Raw genomic sequence first — 16,774 nt, forward strand, 5'->3', positions numbered from 1 at the left:
CCGGCTGGCCTCGGCGTTGGCCGCCTTGACGGCCGCGTACACCTCGGCGCGGTGCACCCGGGTGGTGCGGGGGGCGTCGATCCCCAGCCTCACCCCGCCGTCGCCCTTGACCTCCAGCACGGTGACGACGACGTCGTCCCCGATGACGAGGGACTCCCCGGTGCGGCGGCTCAGGACCAGCATCCCCGAAGACTAGGGGGAAGGCCGGGGGACCTGTCAGCGCGGGCCGTCCTCCCGCCGCCGGCGCGGCTCGCCGTCCAGCGGGACCACGGGCAGGTGCTGCACCGGCGAGGGCCGGGTCGCGGCGGACCACAGCCACCAGCCGGCCATGGCCAGCAGCATGGCGACCAGCCACACCCCCAGCGCCTCGTGCAGCGGGCGTGTGCCCTCGGCCACCTGCAGCAGCACGGGCGAGGACATCACCAGCCCGGCGAACGGGACGAACCTCATCAGCGGTCCTCCATGGAACGGGCCTCGAGCTGGCGCTGCATGACCGCGCGGCGGACCTGCTCGGCCTCCTTCTCGGGCAGGTCGAACTGCAGCCGGACCTGGTGCCGGCCGGCGGCGAGCACGTCGACCCCGATCAGCGAGGCCTCGGTCCGCACGGGGCGGGAGGGCAGGCCCACCTCCGCGACGACGGTGTCGCCGACCTCGGCGGGCAGCTTGGCCCCGGCGTCCAGCAGGACGCGGGCCCCGCCCTCGCTCAGGTCCGCCAGCAGCCCGGGCACGGTCCACTCCTCGCCGGAGACCACCACGCGGGCCGCGACGTCGGCGCGGGCGTAGCGGCGGCGCTGCAGCTTCTGGAACGGGCCGAAGGGGCGCAGCACCCACAGCGGCGGGTTGCTGCGCTCGTGCTCGACGAGCTCGCAGGCCACGCTCAGCAGACCCCGGGGCGGGATCGCCCAGGCGAGCGTGACGACCTGGCCCTGACGGTGCCGCTCGGGCCGGCCGGGGACGGTGACGGCCGCGATGACGATGTGCTCGCCGCGCAGGTCCTCCACCCGGCTGGGCAGGTCGTGGTCGACCTCGGGCACGGCGACGAGGACCGGGGTGTTGATGCCGGGCAGGGCGCCGGCACGCGCGTCGACGCTCATCCGGACTCCGCCCAGCGCAGCGCGTCGAGCAGCACGCCGGTCCAGGTGCCGACGGTGGCCGGACGGCCGTCCAGCAGCACGACGGGCCAACCGGTGTGGACCAGCGGCGCCGAGGCGCGGGCGCAGCCGACCAGCGACAGCAGCAGGGGACGGGAGCCGCAGGCGTCGGCGACCCGGCTGGTCACCGCGGCCTGCCGGCGCACCGAGGAGTCGGCGTCGACGGCGAGGACGACCAGGTCCGGCGCCACGGCGCGGACCAGGTCGGTGCGGCCGGTGCCGGCACGGCGGGGCGTGACGGTGTCGCCCAGCGTGTCGTCGGCGACCTCGACCACCAGCGGCATGCCCTCGCGGCGGGCGCGGGCCCGCATGAGCGGCAGCCGCCGGCCCTCGCCGACCGTGGGGGTGCCCCCACGGGGGCGGGTACCGGTCTCGTCGCTCCAGCGGGCCACGAAGGTCGTGCCGAGCTCGTCGGCCACGTCCTGGGCGGCCCGCCGGACGCGACCCGGTGAGCCGACGACGAGGACGAGGTCCCCGGCGCCCGCGCTCAGCACGGGACCGTCGCCGACGTCGGCCCGCAGGTCCGTGCCGTCCGGCTCGGCGACCTCCTCGGCCAGGGCGGTGGCCAGCATGGGCAGGGCCAGGCGCAGCGACGTGCAGCCCGAGGTGGCGACCTCGGCGGCGGCGACCGCGGCCACGCGGGGGTCGGCGCCGACCAGCCGGCCGAGGGCGACCAGCTCGGGGGCGGACAGCACGGCCGGGGCGCGGTCGGCGTCGGTGGCCACGGCGGACCCGGCGGCCGTGGTGGCCGTGGTGGCCTCGACCGGGTCGACGGCGCTGCCCGGGAGGACGGTGCCGACCGGGTCCACGGTGCCCATGGGGTCGGCGGTGGTCGTGAGGCTTCCGGTCACCTCGGTGGTGTCGGTGCGGGTGCGCCGGGCGTCGACCGTCTCGGTCGTCGCGCCGGTCACGTCGACCGTGCGCTCCGCGCTGACGGTCTCGGACCCGGTGACGGTGCGCCGGGTGCTGACGGACCCGGTCTCGACCGGCCGGCCCCGGCGGGGGCCGATCAGCACGGTCCCGGCGACGGGTACGGGGCTGACCGGGGTGACCGGCGGGGACGGGACGACCTTGATGGGGGCCAGCGCGGGCAGCGGGGCGGTCCCCACGGGGGACGCCTCGCCGTCGTCGTGCAGGACGACGGGCTGCCAGGGCGCGAGCCCGGCCCCCGGTGCGGCCGTGGGCTGAGGGTCCGGCACGGTGACCTCGAGGCCGCCGTCGATGCCGTCGACGCCGAGCAGCTGCGCCTGCAGCGCCGCCAGCATGTCGTCGAAGTCGTTGCTCTCCGTCGACAGCGGCCGGCCCGGGCGACGGGCGCCGAGGCCGGCCTCGTCACCCGAGGACGCCCCCGCCGCGGCGAGCGCCGCGCCCGGCCCGGGGGCCGCGCCGTCGGCGCGGTCCGCCCCGTCGGCGGCGGCCAGCAGGTCGGCCAGCACGTCACCGCCCGAGCTGCTGGTGCTGGTGCTGGAGGTCGTGCTGCTGCTCGTGGTGGTCGCGGTGCTGCTGGTGCGCCCGGCCGACTCCGTCACCGACCCCGTGGACACGTCGATGGTCAGCTCGAAGTGCTCGCGGGAGAAGAACCCCGCGAACCCGCCGCTGCGCACCCGCTGGGCGCTGACGACCTTGACCTGCTCACCGTGCTCGGCCCGGGCCTGCTGCAGCAGCGGCTCCAGGGCCGGTCCCTCAAGGTGCAACTGCCGTGGCATGGCTCACCGTCCCGATCGCTTCGACCCGAGGCGCCTGGCCCGCCTCGGTGTACGACAGCACCGCGAGGGCCGGCGTGGCGACCCCCACCAGGCGGTGCAGCGCCGAGCGGAGGCCCGGTGCGCAGACGAGCACGTAGTCGACGCCGAGCGCGTCGACCCGGTTGATGCAGGCGGCCAGGGCGTCGAGGAACCGCTCCGTGGACCCCGGGTCGAGCTGGACCACGGGCCCGTCGTCCCCGGGCCGGACGTGCTCGGCCATCTCGTGCTCCATGAGCGGGTCCAGGGTGATGACCCGCAGCACGCCGTCACGGGTGAACGCGTCGGCCACGGCGGGACCGAGCCCGGCACGGGCGGCCTCGACGAGGCCGTCGACGTCGGTCGAGGTCCGGGCGCGGACGCTGAGCGCCTCGAAGACGCGGACCAGGTCGCGGATCGGGACCCGCTCCTCCAGCAGCCCGCGCAGCACCCGCTGCACCTCGCCCAGCGTGAGCTGCGAGGGCACGAGCTCCTCCACCACGACCGGGTGGGAGCGGCGGACCGACTCCACGAGCGCCTTGACGTCCTCGCGGGACAGCAGCCGCGGCGCGTGGCTGCGGGCCACCTCGCCCAGGTGGGTGATCAGGACCGAGGCGCGGTCGACGACCGTGGCCCCGGCCAGCTCGGCCTGGTGCCGCATCTCCACGGGCAGCCACTTGCCGTGCAGCCCGAAGACCGGCTCGACCGTGGTGGCCCCCGGCAGCCCGCCGAGTTCGTCGCCCAGGGCCAGGACCTTGCCGGCGGGGGCCTGGCCGCGGCCGACCTCCACGCCGGAGACGAGGATCGTGTACTGGCCCGGCGCCAGGTCGAGGGAGTCGCGGGTGCGCACCGGCGGCAGGACGAGGCCGATCTCCAGGGCCACCTTGCGGCGCAGGGCGCGCACCCGGTCCAGCAGGTCGCCACCGGCGCCGACGTCGACCAGGTCGATCAGGTCGGTGGCCAGGACGACCTCCAGCGGGTCGACGGCCATCTCCTGCTCCAGCTGCTCGGCGGGGTCCGCGGCGGGCAGCGCCGGCAGCTCCTCGTCGGCCTCGGCGTCGGAGCGCTCGACCCGCATGGACCGGACGGCCAGACCGAGCAGGACCGCACCGATGACCAGGAACGGCAGCACGGGCAGGCCGGGCACCAGGGCGAGCAGCACGAGTGCACCGCCGGAGATGAACAGCGCCCGGCTGCTGCGGAACAGCTGGGCCGCCGCGTCGGTACCCATGTCGCCCTTGGTGGTGGCACGGGTGACGATCAGGCCGGTCGCGACCGACAGCAGCAGCGCCGGCATCTGCGACACCAGGCCGTCGCCGATGGTCAGCAGCGAGTAGGTCTGCAGCGCCTCGCCCCAGGCCATGCCCCGCTGGGCCACACCGACGCCGAAGCCGCCGAGCAGGTTGATGACGGTGATGATGATCGAGGCGATGGCGTCGCCCTTGACGAACTTGGAGGCGCCGTCCATCGCGCCGTAGAAGTCGGCCTCGGCCGTGACCTCCTCGCGGCGGGTGCGGGCGGTGTCCTCGTCGATCAGGCCGGAGTTGAGGTCTGCGTCGATGGCCATCTGCTTGCCCGGCAGGGCGTCCAGGGTGAACCGGGCCCCGACCTCCGCGACGCGGGTGGCGCCGTTGGTGATGACGGCGAACTGGATGACCACCAGGATCAGGAAGATGACCAGGCCGACGACGAGCGAGCCGCCGATGACGAACGCGCCGAACGCGTTCACCACCTCGCCCGCGTAGCCGTCCAGCAGCACCAGCCGGGTCGAGGCCACGTTGAGGCCGAGCCGGAACAGGGTCATCACCAGCAGCAGCGCCGGGAAGATCGAGAACTCCAGCGGGCGCGTGACGTACATCGCGACCATCAGCGTCAGGATGCTCAGGCCGATGTTCAGGACGATCAGGCCGTCCAGCAGCATGGCCGGCAGGGGCACGACCAGCAGCAGGATGATGCCGACGACGCCGACGGGCACGGCGTAACGACCGATCTCAGACGCCTTCACAGAACCTCTTCGGGTGTGGTGGATCCACCGGTGGCCGCTCCGTGGCCGTCCTGTCGCCGTCCTGGCACATGCTGTCTCGGCACGACGGGGCCCGGACCTGAGCCCGGGACCGAGCCCGTTCCCGAGCCCGTCCCGGCGGCGGCCGGGGCCCGGCGCCGTCGGGTCCGGCGCGCCCGGCGCAGGGTGTCGCCGTCCGGCACGTCACCGGTGCGGCGGCTGTCGCGGTGCAGCCCGGTGGCGCTGCCGCGCACCCGCAGCGACATGACGAAGGCCAGCACGTGCGCGACGGCCTCGAACAGCTCGCCGGGGATCTCGTCGCCGACCTCGCAGCCGGCGTGCAGCGCCCGGGCCAGCGGGACGTCCTCGACCATGGGGATCCGGTGCTCGGCGGCGCGCTCCCGGATGCGGCGGGCCACGCCGTCCACGCCCTTGGCCAGCACCTGGGGCGGACCCGCGCCGGCCTCGTAGCGCAGCGCGACCGCGTAGTGGGTCGGGTTGACGACGACGACGTCGGCCTGGGCGACCGCGGACATCATCCGGTTGCGGCTCATCTGCAGGTGCTTGGACCGGCGGGCCTGCTTCATCAGCGGGTTGCCCTCGGTCGACTTGTTCTCGTCGAGGACCTCCTGCCGGGTCATCTTCAGGTCCTTCATCGACTTGCGCTTCTGCACCGCGAAGTCGGCGGCGGCCATCACGACGCCGACGACCACCGACACCTGGATGAGCAGGGCCAGCGAGGTCATCAGGGTGTCGACCGTGCCGCCGAGGGTCAGGGCCCCGGAGCCCATCAGGGCGGGCATCATCCGCGACACCGCCCACCAGGCGACCAGCACGAGGGCCGTCGCCTTGATCAGGGTCTTGGCGCCCTCCCACCAGGTCATCGGCCCGAGGATGCGCTTGAGGCCCTTGAACGGGTCCAGCCGCTTGAGGTCGGGCTTGAGCTTGGGCCAGGCGAAGTGGATCCCGCCCTGCAGCGCGAACGCCGCGATCGAGGCGACCACCGCGGCACCGACCAGGGGCACCAGCAGCAGCATCGCCGCACCGGTCGCGTCGACGAGGATGTCCATCGCGACGGCCGGGTCGGGGTCCTCGATCATGGCCGCGGCCCGCGCCAGCACGCCGGCGAGCTCGCGGTGGGCCGCGGCCAGCACGGCCGGGGCGGTGACGGCCATGGCCGCGATGGACGCCCAGGACGACAGGTCCTGGGTGCGGGGGCTGTTGCCCTGGTCCTTGGCCTCCTTGAGCTTGCGCGGGCTCGGGGCCTCGGTCTTCTCCTGCCCGCTGTCCTTGCCGCCGGACATCAGCGCCCACCCCCGACCATCAGCCGGCCACCTGCACGAGCGTGCCGCCGATGCGCTCGGCGGTGGCGGCCACGACCCCGGGCATGGCCACGAAGGTGTAGCCGATCAGGGTGATCGTCAGCAGGATCTTGACGGGGAACGCGGTGGCGAAGGCGTTCAGCTGCGGCGCGATGCGGGTGGCCAGGCCCAGGCCGACGTCGGCCAGGAACAGCACCGCGAGCATGGGTGCGGCGATCTGGATGGCGGACAGCATCATGGTGCCGATGCCCTCGGTGACGGCGGTGGCGAAGGTGGCCGGGTCGTAACGGGCCCCCAGCGGCATGACCTCGAAGCTGCGGAAGAAGCCCGTCCACACGATCAGCCAGCCGTCGGTGACCACCAGCAGCGTGCTGGCCAGCAGCCCCTGGAACCGGCCGATGATCGACGTCTGGGTCTGGCTGAGCGGGTCGAAGGCCTGCGCGAGCGCGAAGCCGGCCAGGTTGTCGACGATGTCGCCCGCGACCCGGAAGGCCTGGAACAGCAGGAAGCAGACGAAGCCCAGCCCCAGGCCGACGAGCAGCTGGACGATCGCGGCCCCGAGGTAGGGACCCAGCTCCAGCGGCGGCAGGTCCTCGCGCAGGCTCGGCAGCAGCGGCAGCGCCAGGGCCACCGACAGCAGCGCCTTGACCGGGCCGGGCACCGACCGGCCCGCGAACGGCGGGGCCACGATCAGCCAGCCGACGACCCGGAGCGAGCCGAGCAGCAGCGCCGCCAGCCACTCGGTGGGGACGTCGACGACCACGCTCAGCCGCCTCGGACGAGGTCCGGGATGCGCTCGTAGAGCTGCGTGGTGAACACGGTGATCTCGGTGATCATCCAGCTGCCGAACAGCAGCAGGCAGACGCCGACCGCGATGAGCTTGGGCACGAACGCCAGGGCCGGGTCCTGCATCTGGGTCACCGACTGCAGCAGGGACACCACGAAGCCCACGACCAGGGCGGACAGCAGCACGGGGGCGGCCAGCTTGGCGCCGACCAGCAGCGCGGCCAGCGCGATCTCGATGACGACGGTGTCGGTCACGGCGGTCTACCCGTAGCTTCCGACGAGCGCGCGCACGATCATGCCCCAGCCGTCGACGAGCACGAACAGCAGGATCTTGAAGGGCAGCGAGATGATGACGGGCGGCAGCATCATCATGCCGACGCTCATCAGCGCGCTGGACACGACCAGGTCGATGACCAGGAACGGCACGAAGATGACGAAGCCGATGATGAACGCCGAGCGCAGCTCGGACAGCACGAACGCGGGCACGAGGGTGGTGATCGGCACCGCGGCGGCGTTGGCCGGCAGGTCGAGCTCGGCGGCGCGCGTGATGAGGGCGAGCTCCTCGGGCCGGGTGTTGGCCAGCATGAACTCCCGCACGGGCTGCAGGCCCGTCGTGAAGGCGTCCGTCACCGTCGCGTCGCCGGCCAGGTAGGGCTGCACGGCGATGTCGTTGACCTCGGTGAACGTCGGGGTCATGACGAACAGGGTGAGGAACAGCGACAGCCCGATGAGCACCTGGTTGGGCGGGGTCATCTGCAGGCCGATGGCGTTGCGGGTCAGCGCGAGGACGACCGCGATCTTGGTGAACGCGGTGGTCATCAGCAGCATCCCCGGCGCCACGGACAGGCCCGTGATGGCCAGGATCAGCACGATGGCCGAGGCGGGCGTGCCGTTGGGGCCGTTGACGTCCAGCGACACCGAGCCGCCGGGCGCGGTCTCCGCCGGGTCGACGGGCTGGGTGGGCGCGCTGGGCGGCGTCGGGGCGTCGGGGCCGGTGGCGGCCTGCGCGCCGGCCGCGGTGCCCACCAGCAGGGCGACGAGCAGCGCGAGGACGCCCGAGGCGACCAGGACGCGGTGCAGCAGCGGCGCCGGCGACGGCGACGGCTTCGGGGCCCGCAGGCTGCCGGGGCCGGCGCTCACCGGCGGACCGTCCACTCCCGGACCGTGCCGACCACCTGGCGCCAGACGGCCGGGTCGACCAGCGAGCCGTCGGTGCCGGTGCGCGGGGCGGGCACCGGCCCGACGGGGACCACCGCCACCGGGGCGCCGGTGGCCAGGGTCGGGTCGGCGGGGTCCAGCTCGACGCGCTCGACGACGGGTTTGGGAGCCGGCAGGGCGGGCTGCTCGGCCAGCAGCCGCACCCCCTCGTCGGTGACGCCGACGAGCAGGACGCGGTCGCCCGCGTCCACGCTCACGACGCTGGCCCGGCGCCCGACCGAGGCGCGTGCGAGCACTCGCAGCCGGACGACCGGGGCGGCGCCGGCGGCTCCCTGGCGGGCCTTGACCACCTTGACCAGGACCCAGACGGTGCCGAGGACCGCGACCAGGCCGCCGATGCTGCGCAGCAGCAGCTCAGCGGTGTCCATCAGTGGACGTCTCGGTCCGGCTCGACGATCTCGGTGATGCGCAGCGCGAAGTCCTCGTCCACGACCACGACCTCGCCGCGGGCGAAGAGCTGGCCGTTGACCAGCAGGTCCGCCGGGCTGCCGATGGGCCGGTCCAGCTCCACGACCGACCCGGCGGCCAGCTCGAGCAGCTCCTGCACGGTCAGCCGGGTGCGACCGATCTCGGCCGTGACCTCCATGTGGACCCCGCGGAGCAGCCCCATGCTGCGGCTCACGCCGTCGACGGGCAGGGCGGGCGCCCGGTCGGCGCCGGCGGGGGCAGAGGCCCCGGGGGCGCGCCGCGGGGCGGGCAGGTCGGCGACGGGCTCCGGGGCGGCGGCGACGGGGTCGGCGACCACGGCCACGTGGACCGCGTCGGCCGGGTCGTCGCCGAGCCGGGCCAGGTGGGCCCGCTCGCCGGCGGCCTTGAGCTGCTCGGCCAGGGTGGGCCCGGACACCGTCTGAAGGTCACCCAGCGTGCAGGGGCCGATCGACGCGGCGGCGGCCTCGAGGGCCGGTCGGCAGGACTCGGCCTCCACCTGCACCCCGCCGGACAGCGCCAGCAGGTCCGCCCCGGACAGCAGCACCGCGACCGTGCCGTCGCCGGCGCCCGACCAGCGGGCGGTGACCGCCATGTGCGAGTCGAGGTCGTCCAGCTCGGACAGCGGTGCGGTCACGGGCTCGACGGGACCGCCGAGCGGCAGGACGCCCGCCGCGGCGCGCGCGGCGTCCAGCGCCACGTCCGCCCCGATGGTGGTGGTGGTTCGTGCGGTCGAGGAGCTGGTCACGAGCGGTCCTTCCGAGGGTCGACGATCAGGCAGGCGAGCCGGTTGCGGCGGTTGGCGGGGACGGCGCGGGCGAAGGCCCGGTCGCCGGCGACCAGGAGCAGGGGCGAGTCGGCCGGGTGGCCCAGGCGCACGACGTCGCCCACGGCCAGGGCCAGCACGTCGTCGGAGGTCATCCGGATGCCCCGCATGCGGGCCCCGACCTCCATGGGCACGTCGGACAGGCCCTGCTCCGCCGCGGGGTTGGTGCGCGAGACGGTCTGCTGCTCGCTGCCCTCGGGGTTGAGCAGGGGCTGCATCGAGGCGTAGGGCACGGCGAGGGTCGCGGTGCCGGTGACGTCGCCCACGGTGACGGCGAAGTCCATGACGACCAGCGCCTCGGCCGGGCCGACCACCTGCGCGAACTGCGGGTTGGTCTCCAGCGCCTCCAGCTTGGGGGTGACGGCACCCAGCGGGGCGAAGGCGTACGGCAGCTCGGCCACGACGCGCTCGAGCAGGCCGCGCAGCAGCGCGGTCTCCAGCTGCGTCGCGGGACGCGTGGGCTGCTCGACGTCGCCGCGCCCGCCCAGCAGGCGGTCCACGGCGGCCATGGCCAGGTCGTGCTCGACGTGCAGCACGAAGTCGTGCAGCTCGGGCGAGGAGATGACCGCCAGCAGGGACGGCGCGGGCAGGGCGGCGACGTACTTGCCGTACGTCGTCTGCGTCACCGCGCCGGGCTCGACCTGCCCGTCGCGCAGCATGGTCGAGAACTGGGTCGCCCACTGCCGGGCGAACGTCTCGGCGACCACCTGCAGCCCGCGGGCGTGCTCGCGGGACAGCTTGGTGGGTCGTCGGAAGTCGTAGGGCTCGGGCGTCGTCGAGGCCCGCTGGCCCCGGCGACGAGCCGAGGTGGAGGAGCCGGTGTCTGTCCGCACCCCACACCTATCGGCCGATCGGGTGGACACTTGAGCGGCCGGCGCGCCGCGGGGGTCAGGCGGCTGTCACTGCATCACCCAGGACGTGATGTAGATGTCGTAGACGTGGTGGTGGTACGCCTCGTCGATCTCCGCCACCAGCTCGGCCTTGATCGCGGCGCGCTGCTCGGCGGTGGCCAGGTCCGTCATGGGCTTGCCGGACAGGTTGTCGATCAGGATGTCGAGGGCCTGGCTGCCGTCGACCTCCTCCTCGGCGTGGCCGGCGTCCTCGGGCACGGGCTGCTGCAGGGCGATGCCCACCTGCAGGTACCGGCCGTCGGCCAGGTTGATCGTGATCGGCTCCAGCGGGACGACGATGCCGGGCTCGGGGCCCTCCGCCTCGGCGGCGGCGGCCTCGGCCTCCGCGGCGGCGGCCTCCTCCGGGGTGGGCTCCCCGCCCATCAGCATGAAGTACGCCCCGCCGCCGGCGGCGAGCAGCGCGACCAGCAGCACGATGCCGCCCAGCAGCAGCTTCTTCTTCTTGCTCTTCACGGGGGCGCCGTCGGGGTCCCCCCCGACGGAGCCGCCGGCCCGCTGACCGGGGACCTTGGTCCCCTCGTTCAGGCTGCGGTCGGTGGTGGCGGTGGCCATGTCAGTCCTCCTTCGTCTCGGACGGGTCGTGGGTCTCGGTCTGGGTCTCGGTCTGGGTCTGGGTCTGGGTCGGGATCTGGGTCCGGTTCACGAGCGGGTCGCCTCCAGGGTCGGCAGCAGGGCCCGGACGTCGGCGGACTCGGTGGAGCGGACCAGCAGGTCCACCCGCCGGTTGGTCTCGATCGCGTCGGGGTCGGTCTTGGGCACCAGCGGCCGGGTGTCGCTGTAGCCGGTGGCGTCCAGCCGGCCGGGCGCCAGCCCGTCGACCTCGACCAGGCGCCGGACGACGGCCGCGGCCCGCGCGGCCGACAGCTCCCAGTTGGACGGGTAGATGGAGCCGCGGCCGACCGGCAGGTGGTTGGCGTGGCCCTCGGCGCTGATGGCGTTGTCGGAGCGGGCGAGCACCGGCGCGATGGCGTCGACGACCTCGGCGCCCACCGGCTGCATCTCGGCGCTGCCGCTGGCGAAGAAGACGTCGTCGGCGACCAGCACCACGACCAGGCCGTCGGTGGTGATCCGGTACGACGCCCGGTCCTCCAGGCCGTCGGCGGCCAGGGCGGCCTCGGCCGCCTCGGCGATGGCCTCGAGGCGGGCCAGCTCGGCCTCGGCCCGCTCCAGGTCGGTCTCGGTGCGCTCCACGGGCAGGCTGTCGGCGATGGACTGCGCCTCGCCGGCCTGGCCCGACTCGACCGGCCCCATCCGGGGCACGCCGATGTCGACCGGGGCGACCTGCTGCCCGGACCCGGGGAACGGGCTGTCGCTGCCGGACATCGCGATGTACCGCGGGGCGCCGAAGCCCGCCGACAGGCCCTTGCTCAGCTCGGCGAACTTCTGGTTGTCGACGTTGCTGATGGAGAACATGACGACGAACAGCACCATGAGCAGCGTGATCATGTCGGCGTAGGAGATGAGCCAGCGCTCGTGGTTCTCGTGCTCCTCCTCGTGGCCGCCGCGCTTCTTGTGCCCGGCCACGTCAGGCCGCCTTGGCCTTGTCGCCCTTGTCGGCCTTGGCGCTGCCCGGAGGCAGCAGGCTGCTGAGCTTGCGGGCCACGACGCGCGGGCTGGAGCCGGCCTGGATGGCGAGGACGCCCTCCAGCACCAACTCCATGCTGGCGATCTCCAGCTCGGACAGCCGCTTGAGGCGGGCGCCGACGGGCAGGAAGATCACGTTGGCGCTCATGACGCCCCACAGGGTCGCGAGGAACGCCGCGGCGATGAGGTGGCCCAGCTTGTCCGGCTCGGACAGGTTCTCCAGCACGTGGACCAGACCGAGCACGGTGCCGACGATGCCGAGCGTCGGGGCGTAGGCCCCCATGTCGGCGTAGAACTTGGCGCCGACCTTGTCGTAGGTGCGCTTGGCCTCGATCCGGCCGTACAGGATCTCCTGCAGGTCCTCCGGGTCGGTGCCGTCGATGGCCAGCTCGATGGCCTCCTTGAGGAACGGGTCCTCGAGCTTGGACGCGGCGTCCTCCAGGCCCAGCAGGCCCTCACGGCGGGCCTGCTCGGCCAGCGCCACGACGGTGTCCAGCGACGCGTCGGCCTTGGCGGCCTTGGCCGTCATCGCCTTGATCAGGTCCTTGGGGAAGCGGCCGGCGTCGGACATCGTGTTGCCGGCCAGGCCGACGGCGATGCTGCCGCCGAGCACGAGCAGCATGGGGGGCAGCAGGAACATCGCCATCGGGTTGCCACCCTCGAGGGTGGTCGAGACGAAGATCGCGGCGAAGCCGAGGACGACGCCGATCAGGGTCATCGGGTCCATCAGGCCCTCCTGGCCCTGAGCGGGACCACCCCGGCGACGGCGAGGCCGTCGTGGGTCGCGTCGTCGTCACGGCGGTCCTGGCGCTCCTGGCGCTCCTGGCGCTCCTGGCGCGCCCGGTCGGCGCGGTCGACGGCCTGGTCGAGGTCGTCGTCCGCGTCGTCGACCGGCGTGGTCGAGGTGACCTCCGCGGTGGCCAGCGAGCCCGCCGCGGCGACCACGCGGGCCCTGTAGCCGACGATGCGGTCGATCAGCTCGTCGAGGCTCTGCACCACGACGTAGCGGCTACCGTCGATGAGGGTCAGCACGGTGTCGGGGGTCTCTTCGGCCCGGTGGATCAGGTCCGGGTTCAGCGAGAACTCGCTGCCGTTGATCCTGGTGAGTCTGATCACGATGTCCGTCCGTGGCTGGTGGTGGGCGCGCCTTCCGTGGCGCGTCGTTCCTGGTGACGATCGGCAGCGGGGCCGACCGGATGAGGCGGTCCGGGTGGCGTAACCCGGACAGCCGAACGGGCCGCGGTGACCGCGGCCCGTCCGGGGTCCCGCCCCGTCAGCGGGTCGGGGCGGTGGCTGGTGGCGGCGTCAGCGCTTCATGTTGACGAGGTCCTGGAGGATCTCGTCGGAGGCGGTGATGACGCGGCTGTTCGCCTGGAAGCCGCGCTGGGCGATGATCAGGTTGGTGAACTCCTGCGCCAGGTCGACGTTGCTCATCTCGAGCATGCCGCCGGCCAGGGTGCCGCGGCCGTCGCCGGGCACGCCCACCTGGACGTTGCCGGAGTTGACGCTGGCGCGGTAGGCGGACCCGCCGGCCTTCTCCAGCCCGCCGGGGTTGGCGAACGTGGCCAGGGCCAGCTGGCCCAGGACCTCGCGGCGGCCGTTGGAGAACACGCCGACCAGCGCCCCGTCGGGACCGACGCCGAAGGACGACAGCGTGCCGACGGCGGCCCCGTCCTGGTCGAGGGCGGCCGCGGTGCTGGTGCCCGCGTAGCCGGTCATGGCGGTCATGTCGATGGTCAGGCCACCCACGGCCAGGGTGGCCGGCGTCGGGGTGGTGCCGCCGGCGGTGAAGTCCAAGGTGCTGTTGACGACCGTGGCGCCGTCGGTGACCTGGACGTCCCACTGGGTGGCGCTGACCCGGGTGTAGGCGATGGTCACGGTCCGGGCGTTGCCCTGGGCGTCGTAGACCTCGATGGCCGTGGTGACCGGGTTGGTGCTGGTGGAGTCGGCGGGCAGGTTGCCGCCCATGGTGACCGTGGTGCTGGCCTGCGGCTGCATCAGCACGCCGATCGGCAGCGTCAGGGCCCCGAGCGGGCCGTTGACGTCGGCCACGCCGTTGACGGCGCCCCAGCCCTGCACCAGGGACCCGTCGGTGGTGACCAGCCGGCCCTGCGCGTCGAAGCTGAACGACCCGGCCCGCGTGTACAGCTGCTCGTTGCCGTTGTCGACGACGAAGAACCCGTCGCCGGAGATCATCAGGTCGGTGGCGCGGCCGGTGGTCTGCGCGGCGCCCTGGCCGAAGTTGGTGTTGATGCCCGCCACGCGGGTGCCGAGCCCGACCTGCGCCGGGTTGGTGCCGCCCTGCTGGCCGTTGGGCGCCGCAGCCCCCTGCAGCAGCTGGCTCAGCGTGTCCTGGAACAGCGTCTGGCTGGACTTGAAGCCGGCGGTGTTGACGTTGGCGATGTTGTTGCCGGTGGTGTCCATCATGGTCTGGTGCGAGCGGAGCCCGCTGATCGAGCTGAACATGGAGCGGAGCACGGTGACCTCCTGAGGTCGTGGCTGGTGCAGGTCTGGGAGTGGTGCGGGTGCGGTCGGTCGGCCGCTCGTCGGGTGGTCGGGTCAGGCGGTGGCCGGGACGGACGGGGTCGCCGGGTCGCGGATCTCCTGCACGAGGCCGAAGGGCACCTCGACGGGGCCGGCGGGGGTGCTGACGCGCAGCACCGGCTCGTCGGCCGTGAACAGGGCGGACGTGACGGTGCCGGTGACGGCGGCGTTGTCCTCGCCGAGGAACACCACCTCGCGCCCGACGGTCGACCCGGCGCCCCAGCGCTGCTGGATGCCGAGCGAGGCCGCGGTGGAGTCGGCGACCTCCTGCAGCTTCTCGACCTGGGTGAACTGGGCGGTCTGCGCGATGAACTCCGCGCCCTCGGCCGGGTTCAGCGGGTCCTGGTAGCGCAGCTGGGCGACCAGCAGCTTGAGGAACGCGTCCTTGCCGAGGCCGTCGGAGGCCGCGGGGGCGGCGGGGGTCGACTGGGCGGTCGCGTCGGCCACCGACCAGGTCGGGACGGTGCTGCCGGTGGTGGGGACGGTCATCGTGGTCCGCCTGTCTGCTCGGGTTGGGGCTGCTCGGGTGAGGGCTGCCGGCGAGGGGGCTGCCGGGGTCGGCGTCGCGGGGGCGGTGGTTCGGTGCCCGGGTAGGTCCTCGTCAGGCGAGGGCCCCGGGTTGAGGGCTCAGGCACGGACGTCCACGCTCCGTCGCCCGGTGCCCGGGTCACGCAGCAGACCGGGCCCGTCGAGGACGGCGGGCCGGCGCGGGACGTCGACCGGCAGGTCCGGGGAGCCCGCCGGCAGCCGGTCGTGGTGGCCGGCGGGACGGCGGCCGTCGCCGGAGCCCGGGTCGAACCGACCGCCCTCGCGGGAGCCGTGGTCACCCACGTGCTGGCGCAGGTCCGACAGGGCCTCCCGCAGCACGTCCCGGGTGCGCTCGTCGCCGCCGGCCAGCCCGATGTCGATGCCCGCGGCGGTGTGCTCGGCGGTGATGCGGACCGGTCCCAGCTCGGCCGGGCTCAGGTGCAGCACCAGGCGGGTCACCTCGCCCAGCGCGGCGCCGGCCAGGCGGGCCCGCGTGGCGGCCGCGACCTGCTCGAGCTGCTGCAGGGTGAACGGTCCGACGGCCGCCCCGGCCGGTGCGGCGGCGGCGGGACCGGCGGCGGTCGCGGCCTGGGCCGGCGCGGTGAGCGAGAACGCCCCGGACGTCCCCGCCGCGGCCGGCGCCCCGGTCCCGGGTGCGACGGGCTCGGCGCCTCGCGCCGGACCGGAGGGGGCACCGGAGCGGGCGGCCGACGACAGCCCGGTCGCGGTGGCCGCGCCGACCGCTCGGCCGTCCTGACCGACGGCGCCCGGCTGCGTCGGGGTGACGCCCCCCTGGGGGGCGCCGCCGGCGGTCGGGCCGGTGGCGCCCGGGCCGGTCGTGCCCGCACCGGCCGAGCCCGCACCGGCGGTGCCCGTCCCGGCCGTGCCCGTCCCGGCGATGCCCGCCCCGATGGCGCTCTCGCCGGCGGTGCCCGTGCCGGTGGCGCTGGTGCCGCCGGCGCCCTCGCCGGCCGTGCCCGTGCCGGTGGTGCCCGTGCCGGTGGTGCCCGTGCCGGTGGTGCCCGTGCCGGTGGTGCCCGTGCCGGTGGTGCCCGTGCTGCCCGTGCCGGCGGCGCCGGTGGTCGTGCCCGTCGTGGCCGCACCCGAGGTCGCGGCGGTGGTGCCCCCCGCACCCGTCCCGGCCCGGCCCGTCCGGTCGACGCCCGCGGCCCGGCCCGGGCTCGCGTCGGCCGTGGTGGTGTCCCCGGCACCGGCGGTCCCGGTAGCACCCGGGGCACCGTCGGCGCTGCCGGTCGGGGCGGCACCGGCCGCGCCCGGTCCGTTGCTCTCGACGGCGTCACCCGTGCCCACCTTCGCGGTGCCCGCGGTCGCACCGCCCGGCCCGTCGGCGTGGCCGTGCTCGTGCCCGGCCGGGCGGTCCGCCGCGTCGACGACCGGTCGGTGGACCTGCGCCCCGACCCGGTCGCGCACGGCTGCGTCAGCCGGCGAGGCGGGTGCGCGGGAGTCGTCGGCCGGCCGGTCGGCGTCGCGGACGACGGCCCGCCGGGCCCCGGCCCGCTCGGCGGCGCGCTCGGCCGCCCGGTCCGCGGCACGGTCGACCGCGCGGTCGGCGGCGCGCTCGGCCCGGTCCGCCGGCCGGTCGGCCCGCCGGTCCACGGGTCGGTCGGCGGCGTGCAGGTCCCGCATCACGCGGTCGAAGGCCGTCGGGTCGGACCGGCGGGCGGGTGCGGCACCGGCCAGGTCGGTCCCGGTGGGCGTGGCCGCGCGGGCCGACGGGGTCAGGAGGTTCGCCAT

The 16,774-nt window shown here is 74.8% G+C and carries 18 protein-coding genes and 1 pseudogene; all 19 read right to left on the reverse strand.

The genetic code is table 11. The features are described 5' to 3' along the window. Window positions 1-9 precede the first annotated feature (9 nt). Window positions 10-183: pseudogene (gene csrA, locus SJY06_RS00515) on the reverse strand (carbon storage regulator CsrA); the annotation flags it as partial. Window positions 184-216: 33 nt separating this feature from the next. After that, window positions 217-450, reverse strand: a complete 234-nt coding sequence (locus SJY06_RS00520; RefSeq protein WP_380163538.1) for a hypothetical protein — start codon at window positions 448-450, stop codon at window positions 217-219. After that, window positions 450-1,094, reverse strand: a complete 645-nt coding sequence (locus tag SJY06_RS00525; protein WP_380163540.1) for a flagellar brake protein — start codon at window positions 1,092-1,094, stop codon at window positions 450-452. The genes SJY06_RS00520 and SJY06_RS00525 overlap by 1 nt, the downstream gene beginning before the upstream one ends. After that, window positions 1,091-2,857 carry a hypothetical protein gene (locus SJY06_RS00530; RefSeq protein ID WP_380163542.1) on the reverse strand — a complete coding sequence of 589 codons (1,767 nt, stop codon included), beginning with the start codon at window positions 2,855-2,857 and terminating at the stop codon, window positions 1,091-1,093. Before SJY06_RS00530 ends, SJY06_RS00525 begins: the two co-directional genes overlap by 4 nt. Further along, window positions 2,835-4,877, reverse strand: coding sequence for a flagellar biosynthesis protein FlhA (gene flhA, locus SJY06_RS00535; RefSeq protein ID WP_380163544.1), 2,043 nt, complete (start codon window positions 4,875-4,877; stop codon window positions 2,835-2,837). The genes SJY06_RS00530 and flhA overlap by 23 nt, the downstream gene beginning before the upstream one ends. Further along, the gene (locus SJY06_RS00540) at window positions 4,874-6,178 is read right to left on the reverse strand and encodes a flagellar biosynthesis protein FlhB (RefSeq protein ID WP_380163546.1); all 1,305 of its coding nucleotides are present in this window, start codon (window positions 6,176-6,178) and stop codon (window positions 4,874-4,876) included. Before SJY06_RS00540 ends, flhA begins: the two co-directional genes overlap by 4 nt. Before the next feature lie 19 nt (window positions 6,179-6,197). Beyond that, complete coding sequence (locus SJY06_RS00545; protein ID WP_380163548.1) at window positions 6,198-6,959, reverse strand: flagellar biosynthetic protein FliR; 762 nt, start codon at window positions 6,957-6,959, stop codon at window positions 6,198-6,200. 2 nt (window positions 6,960-6,961) lie between these two features. Next, window positions 6,962-7,237: a flagellar biosynthetic protein FliQ gene (locus SJY06_RS00550; RefSeq protein ID WP_380163550.1), complete on the reverse strand. Its 276-nt coding sequence runs from the start codon at window positions 7,235-7,237 to the stop codon at window positions 6,962-6,964. A gap of 6 nt (window positions 7,238-7,243) precedes the next feature. Further along, entirely contained in the window at window positions 7,244-8,122 is an 879-nt protein-coding gene (gene fliP / locus SJY06_RS00555) for a flagellar type III secretion system pore protein FliP (RefSeq protein WP_380163552.1), read from the reverse strand. Continuing rightward, window positions 8,119-8,568, reverse strand: coding sequence for a FliO/MopB family protein (locus SJY06_RS00560; RefSeq protein WP_380163554.1), 450 nt, complete (start codon window positions 8,566-8,568; stop codon window positions 8,119-8,121). Before SJY06_RS00560 ends, fliP begins: the two co-directional genes overlap by 4 nt. Beyond that, window positions 8,568-9,374, reverse strand: a complete 807-nt coding sequence (gene fliN, locus SJY06_RS00565) for a flagellar motor switch protein FliN (RefSeq protein WP_380163556.1) — start codon at window positions 9,372-9,374, stop codon at window positions 8,568-8,570. The genes SJY06_RS00560 and fliN overlap by 1 nt, the downstream gene beginning before the upstream one ends. Continuing rightward, on the reverse strand, window positions 9,371-10,285 hold the full coding sequence (locus SJY06_RS00570; protein ID WP_380163558.1) for a flagellar motor switch protein FliM: 915 nt from the start codon (window positions 10,283-10,285) through the stop codon (window positions 9,371-9,373). Before SJY06_RS00570 ends, fliN begins: the two co-directional genes overlap by 4 nt. A 66-nt stretch (window positions 10,286-10,351) precedes the next feature. Further along, the gene (gene fliL / locus SJY06_RS00575) at window positions 10,352-10,915 is read right to left on the reverse strand and encodes a flagellar basal body-associated protein FliL (protein ID WP_380163560.1); all 564 of its coding nucleotides are present in this window, start codon (window positions 10,913-10,915) and stop codon (window positions 10,352-10,354) included. Window positions 10,916-11,002: 87 nt separating this feature from the next. Further along, a complete protein-coding gene (locus SJY06_RS00580; RefSeq protein ID WP_380163562.1) occupies window positions 11,003-11,887 on the reverse strand; it encodes a flagellar motor protein MotB in 885 nt (294 codons plus the stop codon). A 1-nt stretch (window position 11,888) separates the two neighbouring features. After that, window positions 11,889-12,674, reverse strand: coding sequence for a motility protein A (locus tag SJY06_RS00585; protein ID WP_380163564.1), 786 nt, complete (start codon window positions 12,672-12,674; stop codon window positions 11,889-11,891). After that, window positions 12,674-13,063 (reverse strand): flagellar FlbD family protein, encoded by a 390-nt coding sequence (locus SJY06_RS00590; protein ID WP_380163566.1) that lies wholly within the window; start codon window positions 13,061-13,063, stop codon window positions 12,674-12,676. The genes SJY06_RS00585 and SJY06_RS00590 overlap by 1 nt, the downstream gene beginning before the upstream one ends. Window positions 13,064-13,252: 189 nt before the next feature. After that, entirely contained in the window at window positions 13,253-14,425 is a 1,173-nt protein-coding gene (locus tag SJY06_RS00595; protein WP_380163568.1) for a flagellar hook protein FlgE, read from the reverse strand. An 81-nt stretch (window positions 14,426-14,506) separates the two neighbouring features. Then, the gene (locus SJY06_RS00600) at window positions 14,507-14,980 is read right to left on the reverse strand and encodes a flagellar hook assembly protein FlgD (protein WP_380163570.1); all 474 of its coding nucleotides are present in this window, start codon (window positions 14,978-14,980) and stop codon (window positions 14,507-14,509) included. Between the two features lie 138 nt (window positions 14,981-15,118). Next, entirely contained in the window at window positions 15,119-16,774 is a 1,656-nt protein-coding gene (locus tag SJY06_RS00605) for a hypothetical protein (protein WP_380163572.1), read from the reverse strand.

The sequence above is a fragment of the Jannaschia sp. R86511 genome (assembly GCF_042466345.1).
Lineage (GTDB): Bacteria > Actinomycetota > Actinomycetes > Actinomycetales > JBBAYJ01 > Aquipuribacter.